Genomic DNA, 18693 nt, shown 5'->3' on the forward strand with positions numbered 1-18693 from the left:
ATTCCTCCGCAGAACCCGCGGGATCGGGCGCTGAGGCGACCACCCTCAGTACACGTCGCGAACGTATCGCTTCTCGGCAACCAACTGCTTCCGGAACGCCAGCGCCCCGTCCTCGTCGAGTTTGCCGTGGATCCTGGCAATGGTCAGCAGGGTGTCATCGACATCCTTGGCCATGCGCGCCGCGTCACCGCACACATAGAAGTGTGCGCCGTCGCGCAGCCAGGACCACAGCTCGGCGCCGTGCTCGATCATCCGGTGCTGCACGTAAATCCGCTCGCGCTGGTCGCGAGAGAAGGCCAGGTCGAGTCGGGTGAGGAAGCCCGAGCGGAACATATCCTCCAATTCCGCTCGGTAATAGAAATTCTGGGCGGCATGCTGATCGCCGAAGAACAACCAATTGCGGCCACTGCAGCCGAGGGCACGGCGTTCCTGCAGGAAGCCGCGGAAGGGTGCGATGCCGGTGCCGGGGCCGACCATGATCATCGATGTGGTCGGATCGAGCGGCGGCCGGAAGTGCGGGGCGCGCTGCAGGAAGATCGGCACCGCGGATTCGGCGGCGTCGGCACGGTCGGCGAGGAAGGTCGAGCACACCCCACCGCGCCGCGTGACGGATCCGGTCGCGGCCGGATCGCCGTACCGGACGACGCCAACGGTGAGCTGCACCTCGTCGGGACTGACCAGCGGACTCGACGAAATCGAATACTGGCGCGGCTGCAGCTTTTTCAGCGTGCCGAGCCATTCCACGAGATCGGCGCGCACCGGGAAATCGCGCAGCACATCGACCGCCTGCCGATCCCACAGGTAGTTGTCGAGTTCATTGCGATTATCGCGGCGCAGCAGTTTCGCCAGCCGGTTGTTGGGATTGCGTTCGGCGATGAAGGTGAGCAGATCGTGGCTGACCTTCGTGATGTCGAAGCGGGTCCGCAGCGCCTGGGCCAACGACAATTCCTGGTCGTCGAGTTCGATGATCCGACGGCCGTCCAAACCGGTCGCCCCGAGCCATTCGGCCACCATCGACTCGGCGTTCGTCGGCCGAACCCCGAGTGAATCGCCGACCTCGTAATTCGCTTTCAGGCCGCGCAGGTCGAAGCCGAACTGGCGCACTTCCTTCGGCGATCCGGCATGCGACAGCGGCTCATTGCGCACCAGCGGTGCGGTCACCGGGGCGTTGCGGGTGAACGACGCCGGTGCGGCGGTCTGGGTCCCGACGGCCGGTGCGGTGCGGGTCAGCACCATCGTGCCGCCGGAGGACCGCTCGGGCATCCGGCTTCCGCCGGGACCGGAAGGACTCGTCTCGGGCGCACCGCCGTCCAGCGCGGCGAGCACCTCGTCGAGCCAGCGCGCCGCCGCTTCCTCGTAATCGGGCTCGCTGTCGACGCGTGCGAGCAGACGGGTGGCCCCGCGTTCGGTCAGTTTCGCGTCCAGTTTGCGACCGTGGCCGCAGAAGTCGTCATAGGAGGAGTCGCCGAGTGCGAATACCGCGTACCGCATGCCGGTCAATCGGATCACGCTGTCGTCCAGGCGTTCCCAGAAGTCGGTGCCATTATCCGGCGGTCCACCGTCGCCGAAGGTGCTGCTGATCACCAGCACATCGCCGGTGAGTTCGTGGAGTTCGCACGAGTCCATATCGAGCAGCCGCGGCGCGAAACCGGACTCGGCCAGGCGGGCGGCCGTCGTCGCCGCGAACTCTTCGGCGGTGCCGGTCTGTGAGGCCCACAGCACGGTGACCGGCCGGGTCGGTTCGTCGGGAACATCATCGGTGGACGCGGATTCTGTTGCCGCGCTTCGCGAATACATACCGGCCAGCAGTCCGTCGATCCACAGCCGGCTGTTCTTGGCCAGCGGCGCGGATTCGGGCAGCACCGGCTGACCGGTCACCGGAAGGGATTGCAGCGCCGAGAGATATCCGGCGAGATAGATCCGTTCGGTCTCACTGAGCGTCGGCGCCGTGCCCGCGTCGAGCCCCAGCATGACCGCCAGCGGGTGCAAGCCATGGTTCGCGGCGGTTTCCGGCACTCCCCCCGAAGGGCTTTCGGCCGCTTTCGGCATCACCGCGACCCGCCGCAACGACACCGCGCACGCCTTGAATTCGGGCTGCAACGAGTCCGCATCCACCGCGTCATTGGTCACGGCATTGATCGTCAGATATTCGCCATGCTCGTCGTTCCAATGGAACGGCGCGAAGCAATCACCGGGCCGCACCCGGTCGCTGATCTGCACAGGCAGCACCGCTCGACCGCGTCGGGAGGCGATTTCGAGCTGGTCACCGGCCTCGACTCCGAGCCGCTCGGCATCCTCGGGATGCACCTCGACGAACGGACGGCCGGTCAATTTGGTCAGCTTGTCGATCTTGCCGGTCTTGGTCATGGTGTGCCACTGATGCTGCAGGCGGCCGGTATTGAGCATGAACGGGTAGTCGTCGTCGGGCATTTCCGCCGGCGCCAGCTGCGGGCGCGGCCAGAACATCGCCCGACGGCTCGGCGTCGCGAAGGCCAACCGGGGCTGGTGCCCGGCATCGTCGACGAAAAGTTCCTGGCTGACGCCGTCATTACGGTAGCGGATCGGGTTGCGCGCGCGGTCGGGCTCGGCACACGGCCACTGCATCGGCCCCTCGCGCAACCGCTCATAGCTCATGCCACGCAGGTCGTATCCGGTGGCCGGATTGGCGAACTGCTTGATCTCGTCGAAAACCTCGGCACTGGAGGAGTATTCGAAACCCGCGAAGCCCATCGCGGTGGCGACCTGCGCGATCAGCAGCCAGTCCGGACGGGCGTCGCCGATCGGATCCACCGAGCGCTGCAGCAACGTGACATTGCGCTCCGAATTCACCATCACCGCATCGGCTTCGGCCCACAGCGTGGCGGGCAGCAGTATGTCGGCGTAGGAGTTGGTGGCCGTATCGGTGTAGGCGTCCTGCACGATGACCAGCTCGGCTGCCTCCAGGCCGCCGATCACCGTCTTCCGGTTGGCTACGGTGGCAACGGGATTGGTGCAGATGATCCAGGCCGCCTTGATCTGCCCCGCCGACAGTTCGCGAAACATCTCGATCGTGCCCGGTCCGGCTTCGGTGCGCAGCGTGCCCGGCTCGACGCCCCACGCGGTCTCCACGAAGCTGCGGTCAGTGGGGGAGAGCAGACTGCGCTGCCCGGGCAGACCCGGACCCATATAACCCATTTCGCGCCCGCCCATGGCATTGGGCTGACCGGTCAGCGAGAACGGTCCGCTGCCAGGACGACAAATAGCCCCGGTGGCCAGATGCAGGTTGCAGAGCGCGTTGGTGTTCCAGGTGCCGTGGGTGGACTGGTTGAGGCCCATGGTCCACAGCGACATCCATTCACCGGCTTCGCCGATCCAGCGCGCTGCGGTTCGGATATCGGCCTCGGCCAGCCCGGTGATCGCGGCGACCCGGTCCGGCGGGTAGTCGGCGAGGAATTCGGGCATCGCCGCCCACCCCTCGGTGTGCTCGGCGATGAAGTCCGCGTCGATAGCACCGTTTTCGACGAGCAGGTGCAGTAGCCCGTTCAGCAGGGCGAGATCGGTACCCGGCGCGATCTGCAGGAACAGATCGGCCCGCGCCGCGGTATCGGTGCGCCGCGGATCGACCACGATCAGCTTCGCCCCCGCCTTGACCCGGTCGATCATGCGCAGATAGAGGATCGGATGGCAGTCGGCCATATTCGCGCCGGTCACGAAGAACAGATCGGCGTGTTCGAAGTCGTCGTAGGAGCCGGGCGGCCCGTCCGCGCCGAGCGACTGCTTGTAGCCGGTCCCGGCGCTGGCCATGCACAGTCGGGAATTGGCCTCGATGTGCTTGGTCCGCAGATACCCCTTGGCCAACTTGGTCGCCAGATACTGCGCCTCGAGCGACATCTGCCCGGAGACGTACAGCGCGATGGCGTCCGGTCCGTGTTCGTCCAGGATCGCCCGCAGCCGGGTGGCCACGTCGTGCACCGCCTCGTCGACGGGCACCGGCACCGGCACCTGACCGCGCTCGGGCCTGCGGTACGCGGTCTCCATCCGCCCCGGCGCCGCCATCAATTCCTGGTGGGTCGCGCCCTTCGTGCACAGCCGGCCCGCATTCGTCGGATGCAGTTTGTCACCGCGGACCTTGGCGATGACCGGCGCACCGTCCGCGCCCGCGCGGGTCTCGACGACGATGCCGCAGCCGACGCCGCAGTACGAGCACGCCGTTGTGGCGGTGCTCGCGCGCTCGGTGCCTGCATCGGTCATGCCACCGATCATGCGCACCGCCGATTGCGGCCGATTTACCCAACGTTATCGACAGGTGACAATTAACCTCACCGCAGCAAACTTCCCCTGTGAGGTGTGGCGCACGCCACGAGAATAGGCCGCGACCAGGAGCTCCGTCCGATTTGCCGATCAGCCCAATTTGTAAGCGCGGTGTAGTGCGACGATGCCGCCGGTCAGATTGCGCCATTTCACCGACGACCAGCCCGCATCCGCGATCCGCAGCGCCAACTGCCGCTGATTCGGCCAGGCCCGGATGGATTCGGCGAGGTAGACGTAGGCATCCGGATTGCTGCTCACCGCCACCGCGACCTTCGGCAGCGCCTTCATCAGGTACTCGAGATAGATGGTGCTGAAGATCGGCACGATCGGCGTGGAGAACTCGCAGATCACCATCCGCCCGCCCGGTTTGGTGACCCGCAGCATCTCGCGCAGCGCGGCATCGGTCTCGGAGATATTGCGCAGACCGTAGGAGATGGTCACCGCGTCGAACGAATCGTCGGCGAAGGGCAGTGCGGTCGCATCGGCGGCCACCATCGGCACATTGCGGAATTTGCCCGCGGCGAGCATGCCCTGGGAGAAGTCGGCCGCCAGGCACCAGGCACCGGATTTCGCCAGGTCCAGCGTCGAAATGCCGGTGCCCGCGGCGAGGTCCAGCACGCGCTCACCCGGCCGCGGCGCCACTGCCTTGCGCACCGCCCAGCGCCAATATCGGTCCTGTCCCAAGGAGATGACGGTGTTGGTCAGGTCGTACCGCTTCGCGACCCCGTCGAACATCGACGCGACCTCGTGCGGCTGCTTGTCCAGCGAAGCCCGAACCGGTTCCCGCTGCTCTGTTTTCGCCACGCCCCCGAACCTACCGCGCGTAGCACATACCGGGCGAGACTCCCGCGCCGAACTGGCCCAGACAATTCGCGTCGCTATCGGACGCGCCGGTCTTTTCCATGGTCACACCCCCGTAATCGGCATTCGGAGGTCGCGAAACTCACAAACGAGCTACGCCGTGTGCGGCAACTGAGTCCGAATCCCCGTGACGTCGGCGTAGTGACCCATCAGTTCGGTGCAGATGGCGGGCCAGGTCCGATGCAGCACCGACTTGCGAGCAGCCGCGCCGAATCGCGCCCGCAGTACCGGATCACGAAGCGCCGCAACCGCACTGGGCAGGAGTTCGGTGAAGCGATCCACCGGCAGTAGGTAGCCGTTGCGGCAGTGCGCGATCAGATCGCGCGGTCCGCCCGCATCCGGCCCGATCACCGGAACCCCGGCGGCCAGCGCCTCCTGCACCCCCTGACAGAAAGTCTCGTGCTCACCCGCGTGCACCATCACATCCAGGCTCGCATACGCCTGCGCCAGCTCGTCGCCGCCGAGCTCACCGGTGAAGACCGCGGTGGGCATCATCCGAGCCAACCGACCCCGCTCCGGTCCGTCCCCGACGATCACCAGCTGGATCGCCGGATCGCTCGCCAGCACCGCCAGCCGCGCCACATGCTTCTCCGGGGCCAGCCGCCCGACGAACCCAACCAGCAGCTTGTCGCGCCCACGCAACCAGGACGCCCGCAGCTCCGGTCGCTTCGCCGACGGTGTGAACCGGGCGATATCGACACCGCGTCCCCAGCGGTGCACCCGGGGGATACCGTGCCGCCCCAGATCCTCGGCCGCCGCGCGCGACGGTGCCAGCGTCCGTGTCGCGCCCTCGTGAATCCGTCGCGTCCAGGCCCAAGCCGCCCGAGTGGCCAGCCCCAGCCCGTAACTCTTCGCGAACCCGGCCACATCGGTCTGATAGATCGCGACCGTCGGCAGATCCAACCGCGTCGCCGCACCGAGACCACCCGCGCCGAGCAGGAAGGGCGAGGCCAGATGCACCACATCGGCGTCGAATTCATCGATCGCGGCGGTGATCCCGGGCTGCGGCAGGCCCACCGGCAGCGAGCTGACCTTCGGCACCATCACCGCTGGTACCAGATGTACCGGGAATCTCTTGTAGACCCGCGGCGCGGCGGGCAGCCCGTGCGGCGTATCCGGCGCGATCACCAGCGCCTCGTGCCCGTGCTGGTCCAGGTGGTCCAGCACCCGGAGCACGGAATTGACGACGCCGTTCATATTCGGCAGGAACGACTCCGAAACGATGGCTACTCGCACCATCCCAGGTTGACCCGTGCAACGCGCCACGCCGTCACGTCGAAATGGCCGATACGCAAAGATCCGGCGAACTGTCGGGGCTGCTCGGCTCAGGCGGTGCCGGCGGCCGCGCGGGGTCCGTCCACTGGGCCAGGCGTACGGCGCTGTGCCCGCAGCAGCAGCCACATCGTGGGCAGCGCGACCGCCCACACCACCAGGATCACCGACAGCGCGGGCTGAATTGCGACCCGCACGTCACGTCCGGCCACCCGAACCAGATCCGGATCCTTGCGGCTGTACTCCACATTGATCCGCTCACCCACGGTGAGGTTGGTCGGGTAGAGCACCCCGACCTTCGGATTGTGCGTCTTCCCGTCCGGTGTGACATAGGTGACCGCCGAACGCAGCCGCCCGGCCGAGAGCACCTCGGCGGAGGTCACACCCTTGTCGGAGCTGATCAGATAGTCGTTGCGCCAAGCGGCCAGCACCAGCAGCACGACGAGGGCGCTGAGGAAGACGGCCGCCGTCAGCACCCCGATCCTGGCCCGCCGCAGGCGGTTCGAACGCCTTTCAGACTGGCTGGTTTCCGACACCACAACAGGCTACTTGCCGCCTCCGATACCGTTTGCGGCCATGTCCCGAAAATTCAGCTTCACCGTGCCCTACGCCGTCCCGGTCGAAGATCTTCACCGGGCACTCACCACCGATGACGTCTGGCAGTCCCGGTTCGCCGGCGCGCAGACCGCCACACTCGATCTCTCGCATCCGCAGGGCACGGGCACCATTCGTATACATATGACCGAAAAGGCAAGCGATGACAAGGTTCCCGGCATCGTGAGCAAGGTACTCAAGAGCGAACTGGTGCTCTCGCGCACCGACAACTGGCAGGCATTGGACGGCGAAATCGCCAAGGGCACCTTCGAGGGCGCCACCGGCGGCATCAGCAGCGAAATGTCGGGCACCTATGAACTGCGACCGACCGTCGAGGGGTCCGAGATCGAGGTCGTGGGCACCGTGCGGGTCAAGGTGCCGCTGGTCGGCGGTGCCATCGAACCGCTGGCCGAACAGCTGCATCATCGGGTGCTCGAGAGCGAGCGCAAACATATCGAGAAGTGGGTCGCCGCGCAGCCGAGCGCCTGACCCGTTCCGAACGCCCCGGCGAAAACCGGGGCGTGCCGGGCGCATCGGCTAGGCTAAGCCCTCCGGGCTGAATTCCTTGGGCTCCACCAGCACCAGCCAGTTGCCGGAGTTGTCCCGGATGATCGCCTCGGTGCCATAGGGCCGTTCGGCGGGCGGCTGGATGAACTCCACGCCCTTGGCGGTCAATTCCTCGAAGGTCTTCTGGCAGTCGTCGGTCTTCAGGCCGAGCGCGCCGTTGGTGCCGTTGGCCAGGGCCCGGCGGATGGCGTCGGCGAGATAGTCATCCAGTGGTGGTCCCGGAATCATCAGGGTGATTTCGAGTTCGGGATGATCGGGATGTGCCACGCTGACCCAGCGGAATCCGTTGTCGCCCATCGTCACATCGCTGGTCTCGACGAACCCCAGCTTTTCGGTGTACCACTGCTTGGCCGCGTCCTGGTCGGTGACGTACACGGTGACCAGCGAGACATTCGTAATAGTCATGCCCAAAGGCTAGGAAGGGCGTCGACCTGGGCGCTTCTCCGAAATTGCTGAGTTGTGCGAACCGCTGAGCACTTCAGCCCCGCGGCTTGCGATCCGACAGCCCGTGCATGAACACATAACAGCCGGGAATCCGTGGCGCGCCGTCCGCGAATTTGGCCTGGTACTCCGACGGCGTCACCCCGACCAATTGCCGGAACTTACTGCTGAACGACCCGAGACTGCTGTACCCGACCAGCATGCAGACCTCGGTCACGGTGAGGTTGGTGGCCCGCAGATAGTCCTGTGCCCGCTCGATTCGTCGCTCCGCCAGATACGCCGCAGGCGTCACGCCGTATACGGCCGCGAACGCGCGCAGGAAGTGATACTTCGAAACCCCTGCGGCGGCGGCCAATTCGTCCAGATGCAACGGCTCGGCATAGTTCCGGTCCGCAAGATCCCGCGCCCGCCGCAAATGCGGAAGTAGGTAGAGCGCCGGTAATCCGGTCATCTCAGGTGAAGGGTGCGAGTTCGTCGAAGCGGTAGGACGCCCGGCCCGCGGCCCGCCAGGCCCTGGCCGTCAGATCCAGATCCTCGTCGGTGACCAGATTGCCCATCACCCGAACCGCGGTGCGCTGCAGATACTTCGACCGCATCACCGGCGGGCCGCCCATCGGCACCATCCTGGGGTGGGTCGCCAGACCGGCGATCCGTCGCGCCACGGAGAACGTCCGACCGTAGCGGGTACGCAAGAGCTCCGGCCACACCTTCGTGAGATCCGGTTCGTCCAGCAGTTCGGCGAGCATGTGCCCGCCCTCCAGTCCGTAATCGATGCCTTCGCCGTTGAGCGGATTCACACAGCCCGCGGCATCGCCGATCAATACCCAATTGCGCCCCGCGACATTCGACACCGCCCCACCCATCGGCAGCAGCGCGGACGCGACCGCCCGCAGCGAACCCTCGAACTGCCACTCCTCGCGCCGCAGCGAGGTGTAGTGCTCCAGCAGCGGTTTCAGCGCGATATGCGAGGGCCGCTGCTCGGTGGCCAGCGAGCCGACGCCGATATTCACCTCGCCATTGCCCAGCGGGAACACCCAGCCGTAGCCGGGCACCAAGTCGCCGTCGGCGTTGCGCAGTTCCAGATGCGAAGTGATCCACTGGTCGTCGCTGCGCGCGGACTTGATGTAGGCGCGGGCCGCGGTGCCATAGGCGTACTGCCGATGCCAGGTTCGCCCGAGCAGTTTGCCGATCGGGGAGCGGACACCGTCGGCGACGACGAGCGTCCTGCATCCGATCGAACGGGTGCCCTCCGCCGTCTTCACCGTCACACCCGTGACTCGAACACCCTCCCGGATGACATCGATCACCTTCGTGCCGTCCAGCATCCTGGCCCCGGACTTCACAGCTGTCTCACGCAGCTTGTCGTCGAGTTCGGTTCGGGGAACGGCACTTCCATACGTTGGGAAGGAACCGCCCGGCCACGGCAGCAGCGCCTCGCGGCCGAAACCCGTCAGCCGCAGGCCGTGGTTCACGGTGTGCGCGCGCAGCCAGTCGCCGAGCCCGAGGTGCTCCAATTCGGCGGTCGCGCGCGGGGTGAGTCCATCGCCGCAGGTCTTGTCACGTGGGAAGACGGCGGAATCGATGAGCAGGACATCGCGACCGGCCCGCGCGGCCCAGGCGGCGGCGGCCGATCCGGCCGGCCCGGCACCGACCACGAGCACTTCGGTCTGTGTGGGAATCGCGCTCTGCGTCTCCCCGTCCCCGCCGGCGGGGGTGACATCCGGTGAACCCATGCGCTCAATACTCGCAGGAGCATTCGGTTCGTGTCGATGGAGCCCGCCCGTGGCGCAGACCATGCGATCGATGAGGTCGGTAAACGATGTGGAAAAGTGTCTGATACACCGCATAGTGACGGTGTTCATGGGCCGCGCGGCGGGGACACGCTAGGTTCTCTACCGTGGGGTCGGACGCATCGCTGGGAGAAGAGATGAGCACATCGGCCATGAGTGAGCGGAGCGAGCGAATCAATGACGCAGCGTCTGTCACGAACAGCGGAGCCGAGCGTCAGCGAGGCGCAGCTGCTCGTGATGAGAGCACGGTGGTGGCCGGAGTCGATCTCGGTGATACCGAACTCGCGGAGACCGTGCGCAATGGCCTCATCGATGTCGAACAACTCCTGATCGATGAGCTGTCCGACGGCGAACTGTTCCTACAGGAGGCGGCGCTGCATCTGGCCAAGGCCGGGGGCAAGCGATTCCGCCCGCTGTTCACCATCCTCACCGGCCAGCTCGGTCCGCGCCCCACCGATCCGGCGCTGATCACTGCGGGCACCGTGGTCGAGCTGGTGCACCTGGCGACGCTGTACCACGACGACGTCATGGACGAGGCCCCGATGCGCCGCGGCGCCCCCAGCGTGAATTCACGCTGGGGCAACAGCATCGCCATCCTCGCCGGCGACTATCTCTTCGCGCACGCGTCACGGCTGACCTCGACCCTCGGTCCCGATGCCGTGCGGATCATCGCCGAAACCTTCGCCGAACTGGTCACCGGCCAGATGCGGGAAACCATGGGCGCCCGCGAATCCCAGGATCCGGTCGAGCATTACCTGCGCGTGGTCTGGGAGAAGACCGGCTCGCTGATCGCCGCCGCCGGACGCTTCGGCGGCACCTTCTCCGGCGCCGATGCCGAACACGTCGAGCGGCTGGCTCGGCTCGGCGATGCGGTCGGCACCGCCTTCCAGATCTCCGACGACATCATCGACATCTCCTCGGCCGCCGAACAATCCGGTAAAACGCCGGGCACCGACCTGCGCGAGGGCGTGCACACCCTGCCGGTGCTGTACGCGCTGCGCGACGAGGGCGCCGAGGGCGACCGCCTGCGCAAACTGTTGGCCCACCCGCTGCAGACCGACGACGAGGTCGAGGAGGCGCTGTCCCTGCTCGCCCACTCGCGCGGCATGGTGCTGGCCAAGGAGAAGCTGCAGAGCTACGCCGATATCGCGCACGCCGAACTCTCCGCGCTGCCGTCGGGCCCGGCCAACGACGCCCTCGAGCATCTGGTCCGCTACACCATCGAACGCGTCGGCTAGGTGGCACGGAGCTCACATTTCGATCAGGAACCTTCGCTCGGCCCCCGGCGTTGACCTGGTGTAATCCAATCGGTGAGATCGTGGCAACCGCGACGACTGATTTCGTGAGTACATGGGTAACTCGCCGGGTACGCGCAGAACCCACCAGGCACTTGACGCAGGACCGGTGACCAAGTCTCGCGGCACTGACTTGTATGGCCTGAATACGCGGAGAGGCGGATATGCACGGGTATGCGAATGGGCTGAAGACGTTCGGGCTCATGGTCGGCCTCTCGGCCCTGATCGTGTTCGTCGGGGCGTTGTTCCGCAGCCCGATGATTCTCTTGCTGGCGATCCTGCTCGCCGTAGGCATGAATGCCTACGCCTACTTCTACAGCGATAAGATCGCGCTCAAGGCCATGCACGCCCAGCCGGTCAGCGAGCTGGAGGCCCCGGTCATCTATCGCATCGTGCGTGAGCTCGCGACCACGGCGCGTCAGCCGATGCCGCGGCTCTACATCAGCCCGACCAACGCCCCCAACGCCTTCGCGACCGGACGCAATCCGCGCCACGCCGCGGTCTGCTGCACCAGCGGCATCCTGCAGATCCTCGACGAACGCGAACTACGCGCGGTGCTCGGCCATGAGCTATCGCACGTCTACAACCGCGACATCCTGATCTCCTCGATCGCGGGCGCACTGGCCGCCGTCATCTCCGGCCTGGCCAACCTGGCCTTCTACGCCTCGATGTTCGGCGGCAACCGCAATGGCGAGGGCCCCAATATCCTCGGCGTGATCCTGGTGACGCTGCTCGGCCCGATCGCCGCGACCCTGGTCAAATTGGCCGTCTCCCGCTCCCGTGAATATCAAGCCGACCAATCCGGCGCCGAACTCACCGGCGATCCGCTCGCCCTGGCCTCGGCGCTGCGCAAGCTGGAGCGCGGCGTACAGGCGGCCCCGCTGCCCCCTGAGCCGCAGCTGACGGCCCAGTCGCACCTGATGATCGCCAACCCGTTCCGGGCCGGTGAGCGTGCGGCACGCCTGTTCTCCACCCACCCCCCGATGGCCGATCGCATCGCCCGTCTCGAGGAAATGGCGGGCGGGCCCCGCAACTACTGATCGGCGGACCCGACGCGCTCAATCGTGTTCGGTCGCGAGTTCCTGTTCGAAGGCCCGTAGCGTCTCGACGAACATCCGCCGCTGCTCGGCATTCAACGGCTCGAGCACCTTCCGCCACGCCCGCGCACTGCCGCCGAGCCAGGCATTGACCGACTTCTCGTGCGCTGCCGCGATGGCGACGATGGTTCGACGGCGATCCGCCGCATCCGAGCGACGTTCCAGCACCCCCTGACGGCTCAGATCGCCCACCATCAGGCTGACCGTCGTCGGCGCGACTTCCAACCGCGCCGCCAGCTCGTTCACTGTCATCGGCCCCTCGAACACCAGATTCGCCAGCAGTGACAGATGCCGCGGAGCAAGCGAAAACGATTGCAGCTCTTCGGGAACGCGCATCTTCTTGGCCCGCCCCACCACCCGTGGCATGAGCAGCAGCAGACTCCGAATGCCTTCGTCCACCCCGATGCCACGCGCACCCGTCGACATCCCGCACACCTCCGAATAGTCTTTGCTTGCAAAGTATTTTTGCTTGCAAAGCAAAATCTAATCTCTCTGGCAAGGCTAGTACCAGCGATCGGCGGCCCGCCCGGCGATCCGGAAGGACGCGGCAAGCGGCCCCCGAATTGGCTCCGGCGGTCGAGCGGCTGCAGCGTGAGCACGGTGTGGGTCGCCACGCCACTCGCCGAATTGCCACAGTTGCTGAACAGCGCCGACGCGGCAAATGAGAAACCCCCGTCGATCATGATGATCGACGGGGGCTTTCGGTGGCAGGTGTAGGATTCGAACCTACGTAGGCTTTCACCGACAGATTTACAGTCTGCTCCCATTGGCCGCTCGGGCAACCTGCCGTCGCGCTTCTCGGCGCGCAGAGCAGCTTACAACGAACCTGCACCCTGAATGCAAACCGGCTGGCCATCGGCCATGTGGCGGGACTAGGGTCGCGCTCCGGGGTAGAACTGACGGTGACCGGATCATCTGGTCGCCGGCGACTGCTTGCAGGTCGTCGAAAGGGTCAGCTGGGACCCGTTGGACCGCCAGGACAGGAGCGAAGTGTGGCCGATTCGTCTTTCGATGTTGTCAGCAAGGTCGACCGTCAGGAGGTCGACAACGCGCTGCATCAGGCGGAGAAGGAGCTGAACACCCGCTACGACTTCCGTGGCACCGGCGCAAGTATCGAATGGTCCGGTGAGGACAAGATCGTGCTCAGTGCCGAGGCCGAGGAGCGGGTCAAGGCGGCGCTCGACGTATTCAAGGAAAAGCTGATTCGCCGCGATATCTCGCTCAAGGCCTTCGATGCCGGCGAGCCCGCGGCCTCCGGCAAGACCTACAAAATCACCGGCACGCTGGTGCAGGGCATCGACGCCGAGCATGCGAAGAAAATTTCCAAGAAGATCCGCGACGAGGGGCCCAAGGGCGTCAAGGCGCAGATCCAGGGTGAGGAACTACGCGTCTCCAGTAAGAAGCGCGACGATCTGCAGGCGGTGATCGCATTGCTGAAGGGTGAGGACTTCGGCATCGCGCTGCAGTTCGTCAATTACCGGTAGGCGTCGTGGCCGATCTTTTCGAGCGACCTGCGCGCAGTCGCTGGCGGCCCTCCGTATGTGGTCGCAAAAACCGCTCTGACCACCCGGTTTGGAGGTGCGACCGGTGAGTGTGTAACCTCGTTCAAGACTTCGCCGCGCCGGAGTCCTGAACGTTGGTCACGGTGCGGAGCTAGTCATGCCCCCTTAGCTCAGTCGGCAGAGCGTTTCCATGGTAAGGAAAAGGTCAACGGTTCGATTCCGTTAGGGGGCTCGCCGGATTGCCGGTGGTGACCGACTCGGCATCGCTACAACCTCCACTCTGTGGGGCCGGGCGCGGCATCACCAAGCAATGCGACCCCGTGGCGGTGTAGCTCAGTCGGTAGAGCAAACGACTCATAATCGTTGTGTCGCCGGTTCAAGTCCGGCCATCGCTACCAAAAACCGATCAGACCATCTGGTTGACCCGAAAGAAGGAATATCGTGGCCGCGAAGTCCACCGATGTCCGGCCAAAGATCACCTTGGCCTGCGAGCAGTGCAAGCACCGCAACTACATCACCAAGAAGAACCGGCGCAACGACCCGGATCGGCTGGAGCTGAAGAAGTTCTGCCCGAACTGTGGCACCCACCGGGCGCATCGCGAATCCCGCTAGTCCACCACGCGTGCCGCTGCCGCGTTGATTGGCTTCCGGGTCGGTCCCGGATTCTCGGGTCGTGACACTTGCGAGGGCCGGACATATGTCCGGCCCTGACGTGTTTTACCGACTCGAGTGCGGTGGGCGTTGCGAGCGAAGCGAGTAACCGATCGACACAGCCGCCAAGCGGGCACGACGGAGCCGAGCGCTAGCGAGGCGCAGTCGTGAACGCTCCGTCGACTCCGGGGCTCGGGGTCAGATAGGTACAGTCCTCCCGTGACAATCAACACCGGTACAGACGAAGCGGTCGCAGCGGACGAAGAACTCGATCCTGCGGCGCACGCCGCGGCGATGGTCGGTCATCATTACCGCGTCGACGACTACTACGAGGTCGGCCGCGAGAAGGTGCGTGAATACGCGCGCGCTGTGCAGGATTACCACCCGGTGCACTGGGATGAAGACGCCGCGCAGGAGTACGGCTACGACAGCCTGCTCGCCCCGGTCACCTTCATCTCCCTGGTCGGAATTCTGGCCCAGCGCAAACTCTTCGAGCAGATCGTCACGGGCTACGACCTGAGCCAGATCATGCAGACCGATCAGATCCTGGAATTCCACCGGCCGATCAAGGTCGGCGATCAGCTGGTCTGCGATGTCTACCTGCACTCGTTCCGGCAGGCCTTCGGCGGCGACATCATCGTCACCAAGAACATCGTCACCGCACAGGACGAGGTGGTGCTCACCACCTACACCACGCTGATCGGGCGCAGCGGCGGCGATATCGATCCGAACCTGCAGGGCGCGGTCCGCAATGTGCTCATGCACGGCATCGGCGAGGACGCGCCGAGCCACCATCCGCGCACCGGTGCCGCCACCGATGCGCTCGCGGCGCCCGCGCCCGTGGTGCCTGCGATCGTGCCGAGTAAGCACGCGATCGACTTCGAGGACATCGCCGTCGGCGACGAGCTGCCTCCGCGTACCGTCCGGCTGACCCGCGGCGATCTGGTGAACTACGCGGGCGTCTCCGGCGACGCGAATCCGATCCACTGGAGTGACGAGGTCGTCAAGCTGGTCGGCCTGGACAACGTGGTCGCGCACGGCATGCTCACCATGGGCCTCGGCGGCGGTTTCGTCACCTCGTGGCTCGGCGATCCCGGCGCGATCAAGGAGTACAACGTCCGCTTCACCAGCCCGGTCTACGTGGGCTCCGAGGAGCCTGCGGAGGTCGAGTTCACGGGTAAGGTGAAGTCGGTGGATCCGGAGACTCGGACCGCGGTCGTCGCCATCGTGGCGAAGTCGGCGGGCAAGAAGATCTTCGGACGCGCCACCGCGACGGTCCAACTGGCCTGACCTGGTCGAGCGACCCTGATTGGCATATGCCGCAGGCGGTAACGTACACTCAGATTTCTGGGGTCACCAGCCGCTGCGCGCTGCTCTGCAAGGGCTGGTTCCAGGTGAGTCCGCAAGGATTCGCCGACGGGGCCGGCAACTGCCGGAGTGGCGCGCGTGTTGTGTGACACCAGATGGAAGAACGACAACTGCACACAGAACAGTGGTTGGACAGCTGGATCGTCCAACCGAAGGGGCGTAGCTCAACTGGCAGAGCAGCGGTCTCCAAAACCGCAGGTTGCAGGTTCAAGTCCTGTCGCCCCTGCCCTGGATGCCAGCGACGAAAGGATCGACGTGAGCGAGCGTAGCGAGCGAGCCATTGGCACAGCGCGCATCGCGCACGGCGGCGCCGAGCGTAGTGAGGTGGCGGCGTGAGCGACGAGCGGGACAATCGCCACGGCGCGCATGCCGAGGACGACGACACCGCCGCGGTGGCTCGGCCGAGCGGTAAGAGGTCCGCGCGGCGCAGTCGCAATGCCGATTCGGGCTCGGTCGCCACGATCGATCGGCCCACGTCGGGCAAGGCAGCCAAGAAGACCGATCGGGCCGAACGCAAGAAGACGGGTAACCCGTTCAAGCGTTTGATCAAGTTCCTGCGCGAAGTAGTCGCGGAACTGCGCAAGGTGATCTGGCCCAACCGGAAGCAGATGGTCACCTATACGAGCGTTGTTCTGGTGTTCGTGATCTTCATGGTCGCGTTCATCAGCGGGTTGGATCTGGCGTTCATCAAGGGTGTCAACTGGCTGTTCGGCTAGCTGATCGCCGCCGACGCCGGTAGCCGACCCCGAGCCGGCGCGTTACAGCGCGCCAGGCCCGGTACGCAAAGGATGTACGTGACGACACAGGAAGCGAGTGCCCCAGTGAGCACCCCGGAGAACGACACAACCGACGAGTTCCCGGTCGACGAAGCGGTGCAGACCGTCGAGGAGTCCGCAGCCGTCGAGGAAGCTGTTGTCGACGAATCCGACGCCGCTGACGCCGAAATTGTCGAGGCCGCTCCTGTCGATGCCGAACCCGCCGACCCGGTTGCCGAGATGAAGGCCGCGCTGCGGCGCGCCCCCGGTGATTGGTACGTAATTCACTCGTACGCCGGTTACGAGAACAAAGTGAAGGCCAACCTCGAGACCCGCGTGCAGAACCTGGACCTCGAGGATTACATCTTCCAGGTCGAGGTGCCGACCGAAGAGGTCACCGAGATCAAGAACGGTCAGCGCAAGCACGTCAACCGCAAGGTGCTGCCCGGTTACATCCTGGTCCGGATGGAACTCAACGACGAGTCGTGGGGCGCGGTGCGCAACACCCCCGGTGTGACCGGTTTCGTCGGTGCCACCTCGCGGCCGTCGCCGCTTTCCATCGACGACGTGGTGAAGTTCCTGGTCCCGGCCGCGCAGCAGCAGAAGAAGCCCGCTGCCGAAGCCGCCGCCGCGGCTTCGACCGCCACCGATATCGCACCCAAGCCGGTCATCGAGGTCGACTTCGAGGTCGGCGAGTCGGTGACCGTGATGGACGGCCCGTTCGCGACGCTGCCCGCCAGCATCTCCGAGGTCAATGCCGAGCAGCAGAAGCTGAAGGTGCTCGTGTCGATCTTCGGTCGCGAGACTCCGGTCGAGCTGGCGTTCACCCAGGTCGCGAAGATCTAGGACCCCCGAATCTTGCAAAGAGCAAGGACACAAAAACCCTAGGAAAGAAAGATGCCCCCCAAGAAGAAGAAGCTCGCCGGGATCATCAAGCTTCAGATCCAGGCCGGCCAGGCGAACCCGGCCCCTCCGGTCGGCCCCGCGCTCGGTCAGCACGGCGTCAACATCATGGAGTTCTGCAAGGCGTACAACGCCGCGACCGAGTCGCAGCGTGGCAACGTCATTCCGGTCGAGATCTCGGTATACGAGGACCGGAGCTTCGACTTCAAGCTGAAGACCCCGCCCGCCGCCAAGCTGCTGCTCAAGGCCGCCGGTGTGCAGAAGGGCTCGGCCGAGCCGCACAAGACCAAGGTCGCGAAGGTCACCATGGACCAGGTCCGGGAGATCGCCAAGACCAAGCAGGAAGATCTGAACGCCAAGGACATCGACCAGGCGGCCAAGATCATCGCGGGTACCGCGCGTTCGATGGGTATCACCGTCGAGGCGTGAGTTCGCACTCGCAATCCCGGTGGGAGGGTCGGCCAGACCCGATAACCACTTCTGAACCACATTAAGGACAGAAAATCATGGCAAAACGAAGCAAGGCGTATCTCGCCGCGGCCGAGAAGGTCGATCGCACTCAGCTCTACTCCCCGCTGGCCGCCGCGCGGCTGGCGAAGGAGACCGCAACCGCCAAGACCGACGCGACCGTCGAGGTCGCCGTTCGTCTCGGTGTGGATCCCCGTAAGGCCGACCAGATGGTCCGCGGCACGGTCAACCTGCCGCACGGCACCGGCAAGACCGCCCGCGTCATCGTGTTCGCGGCCGGTGAGAAGGCCGCCGAGGCCGAGGCCGCCGGTGCGGACGCCGTCGGCGCCGAGGATCTGATCGAGCGGATCCAGGGCGGCTGGCTGGACTTCGACGCCGCGATCGCCACCCCGGACCAGATGGCCAAGGTCGGCCGGATCGCGCGTGTCCTCGGCCCGCGCGGCCTCATGCCGAACCCGAAGACGGGCACGGTCACCAACGATGTGACCAAGGCCGTCAACGACATCAAGGGCGGCAAGATCAACTTCCGCGTCGACAAGCAGGCCAACCTGCACTTCGTCATCGGCAAGGCGTCCTTCGACGATGCCAAGCTGGTGGAGAACTACGGCGCGGCGCTGGACGAGATCCTGCGTGCCAAGCCGTCGACCGCCAAGGGCCGCTACGTCAAGAAGGTTACGGTCTCGACGAACACCGGACCGGGCATCCCGGTGGACCCGAACCGCACCCGCAACCTCCTCGACGAGGATGCGTAAGTAGCACCCCGGCTCTTCGGTAGCCCAGCTCTTCGGAAGCTGAGCGTTATCGCAGGAAGCTGAGTTTTACCGCAAGGGCGGGAACGC

At 65.6% G+C, this 18693-nt stretch carries 18 protein-coding genes and 4 tRNA genes; 13 read left to right on the top strand and 9 right to left on the bottom strand.

The window, feature by feature from the left end; all coding sequences use genetic code 11:
- Positions 1-45 precede the first annotated feature (45 nt).
- The 4 genes from ACQPYR_RS04835 to ACQPYR_RS04850 form a co-directional block, all read right to left on the bottom strand.
- Positions 46-4230 carry a molybdopterin-dependent oxidoreductase gene (locus ACQPYR_RS04835; RefSeq protein WP_433628095.1) on the bottom strand — a complete coding sequence of 1395 codons (4185 nt, stop codon included), beginning with the start codon at positions 4228-4230 and terminating at the stop codon, positions 46-48.
- 150 nt (positions 4231-4380) lie between these two features.
- A complete protein-coding gene (locus ACQPYR_RS04840; protein WP_387294381.1) occupies positions 4381-5094 on the bottom strand; it encodes a demethylmenaquinone methyltransferase in 714 nt (237 codons plus the stop codon).
- Between the two features lie 150 nt (positions 5095-5244).
- The gene (locus ACQPYR_RS04845) at positions 5245-6387 is read right to left on the bottom strand and encodes a glycosyltransferase family 4 protein (protein ID WP_433635011.1); all 1143 of its coding nucleotides are present in this window, start codon (positions 6385-6387) and stop codon (positions 5245-5247) included.
- Between the two features lie 89 nt (positions 6388-6476).
- Positions 6477-6959: a DUF3592 domain-containing protein gene (locus ACQPYR_RS04850; protein WP_433628098.1), complete on the bottom strand. Its 483-nt coding sequence runs from the start codon at positions 6957-6959 to the stop codon at positions 6477-6479.
- Positions 6960-6999: 40 nt separating this feature from the next.
- On the opposite strand from ACQPYR_RS04850, the gene ACQPYR_RS04855 reads away from it, so the two are divergent.
- Positions 7000-7506: a DUF2505 domain-containing protein gene (locus ACQPYR_RS04855; protein WP_433628100.1), complete on the top strand. Its 507-nt coding sequence runs from the start codon at positions 7000-7002 to the stop codon at positions 7504-7506.
- Between the two features lie 48 nt (positions 7507-7554).
- On the opposite strand, the gene ACQPYR_RS04860 is transcribed toward ACQPYR_RS04855, so the two are convergent.
- From ACQPYR_RS04860 to ACQPYR_RS04870, 3 genes are all read right to left on the bottom strand, one after another.
- Positions 7555-7989, bottom strand: a complete 435-nt coding sequence (locus ACQPYR_RS04860) for a VOC family protein (RefSeq protein ID WP_433628102.1) — start codon at positions 7987-7989, stop codon at positions 7555-7557.
- A gap of 73 nt (positions 7990-8062) precedes the next feature.
- Positions 8063-8476, bottom strand: coding sequence for a helix-turn-helix transcriptional regulator (locus ACQPYR_RS04865; protein WP_433628105.1), 414 nt, complete (start codon positions 8474-8476; stop codon positions 8063-8065).
- Between the two features lies 1 nt (position 8477).
- Positions 8478-9758, bottom strand: a complete 1281-nt coding sequence (locus ACQPYR_RS04870) for a geranylgeranyl reductase family protein (RefSeq protein WP_433628106.1) — start codon at positions 9756-9758, stop codon at positions 8478-8480.
- Positions 9759-9967: 209 nt separating this feature from the next.
- Here ACQPYR_RS04870 and ACQPYR_RS04875 point away from each other — a divergent pair, with 209 nt between their 5' ends.
- Positions 9968-11053 carry a polyprenyl synthetase family protein gene (locus ACQPYR_RS04875; protein ID WP_433628109.1) on the top strand — a complete coding sequence of 362 codons (1086 nt, stop codon included), beginning with the start codon at positions 9968-9970 and terminating at the stop codon, positions 11051-11053.
- Positions 11054-11274: 221 nt separating this feature from the next.
- Positions 11275-12150, top strand: a complete 876-nt coding sequence (htpX, locus tag ACQPYR_RS04880) for a zinc metalloprotease HtpX (protein ID WP_433628112.1) — start codon at positions 11275-11277, stop codon at positions 12148-12150.
- Between the two features lie 18 nt (positions 12151-12168).
- Here the strand turns inward: htpX and ACQPYR_RS04885 are convergent, their stop codons facing one another.
- Positions 12169-12633, bottom strand: coding sequence for a MarR family transcriptional regulator (locus tag ACQPYR_RS04885; RefSeq protein WP_433628115.1), 465 nt, complete (start codon positions 12631-12633; stop codon positions 12169-12171).
- Positions 12634-12912: 279 nt separating this feature from the next.
- Positions 12913-12995 (bottom strand) — tRNA-Tyr (locus tag ACQPYR_RS04890).
- A 204-nt stretch (positions 12996-13199) separates the two neighbouring features.
- On the opposite strand from ACQPYR_RS04890, the gene ACQPYR_RS04895 reads away from it, so the two are divergent.
- The 10 genes from ACQPYR_RS04895 (at position 13200) to rplA (ending at position 18606) form a co-directional block, all read left to right on the top strand.
- Positions 13200-13691 carry a YajQ family cyclic di-GMP-binding protein gene (locus tag ACQPYR_RS04895; RefSeq protein WP_433628118.1) on the top strand — a complete coding sequence of 164 codons (492 nt, stop codon included), beginning with the start codon at positions 13200-13202 and terminating at the stop codon, positions 13689-13691.
- 177 nt (positions 13692-13868) lie between these two features.
- Positions 13869-13941: transfer RNA gene (locus ACQPYR_RS04900), tRNA-Thr, on the top strand.
- Positions 13942-14031: 90 nt separating this feature from the next.
- A tRNA-Met gene (locus ACQPYR_RS04905) sits at positions 14032-14107 on the top strand.
- A gap of 43 nt (positions 14108-14150) precedes the next feature.
- A complete protein-coding gene (rpmG, locus tag ACQPYR_RS04910; RefSeq protein ID WP_011211653.1) occupies positions 14151-14321 on the top strand; it encodes a 50S ribosomal protein L33 in 171 nt (56 codons plus the stop codon).
- A gap of 264 nt (positions 14322-14585) precedes the next feature.
- Positions 14586-15650, top strand: a complete 1065-nt coding sequence (locus ACQPYR_RS04915) for a fused (3R)-hydroxyacyl-ACP dehydratase subunits HadA/HadB (protein ID WP_433635012.1) — start codon at positions 14586-14588, stop codon at positions 15648-15650.
- A 231-nt stretch (positions 15651-15881) separates the two neighbouring features.
- A tRNA-Trp gene (locus ACQPYR_RS04920) sits at positions 15882-15954 on the top strand.
- Between the two features lie 106 nt (positions 15955-16060).
- Complete coding sequence (gene secE, locus ACQPYR_RS04925; RefSeq protein WP_040696019.1) at positions 16061-16444, top strand: preprotein translocase subunit SecE; 384 nt, start codon at positions 16061-16063, stop codon at positions 16442-16444.
- Between the two features lie 105 nt (positions 16445-16549).
- On the top strand, positions 16550-17329 hold the full coding sequence (gene nusG, locus ACQPYR_RS04930) for a transcription termination/antitermination protein NusG (protein WP_433635013.1): 780 nt from the start codon (positions 16550-16552) through the stop codon (positions 17327-17329).
- A gap of 51 nt (positions 17330-17380) precedes the next feature.
- Positions 17381-17815, top strand: a complete 435-nt coding sequence (gene rplK, locus ACQPYR_RS04935; protein WP_062983809.1) for a 50S ribosomal protein L11 — start codon at positions 17381-17383, stop codon at positions 17813-17815.
- Between the two features lie 77 nt (positions 17816-17892).
- Positions 17893-18606, top strand: a complete 714-nt coding sequence (gene rplA, locus ACQPYR_RS04940; RefSeq protein ID WP_433628123.1) for a 50S ribosomal protein L1 — start codon at positions 17893-17895, stop codon at positions 18604-18606.
- Positions 18607-18693: the final 87 nt, after the last annotated feature.

The sequence above is a fragment of the Nocardia sp. CA-120079 genome (assembly GCF_050955745.1).
Classification (GTDB): domain Bacteria; phylum Actinomycetota; class Actinomycetes; order Mycobacteriales; family Mycobacteriaceae; genus Nocardia.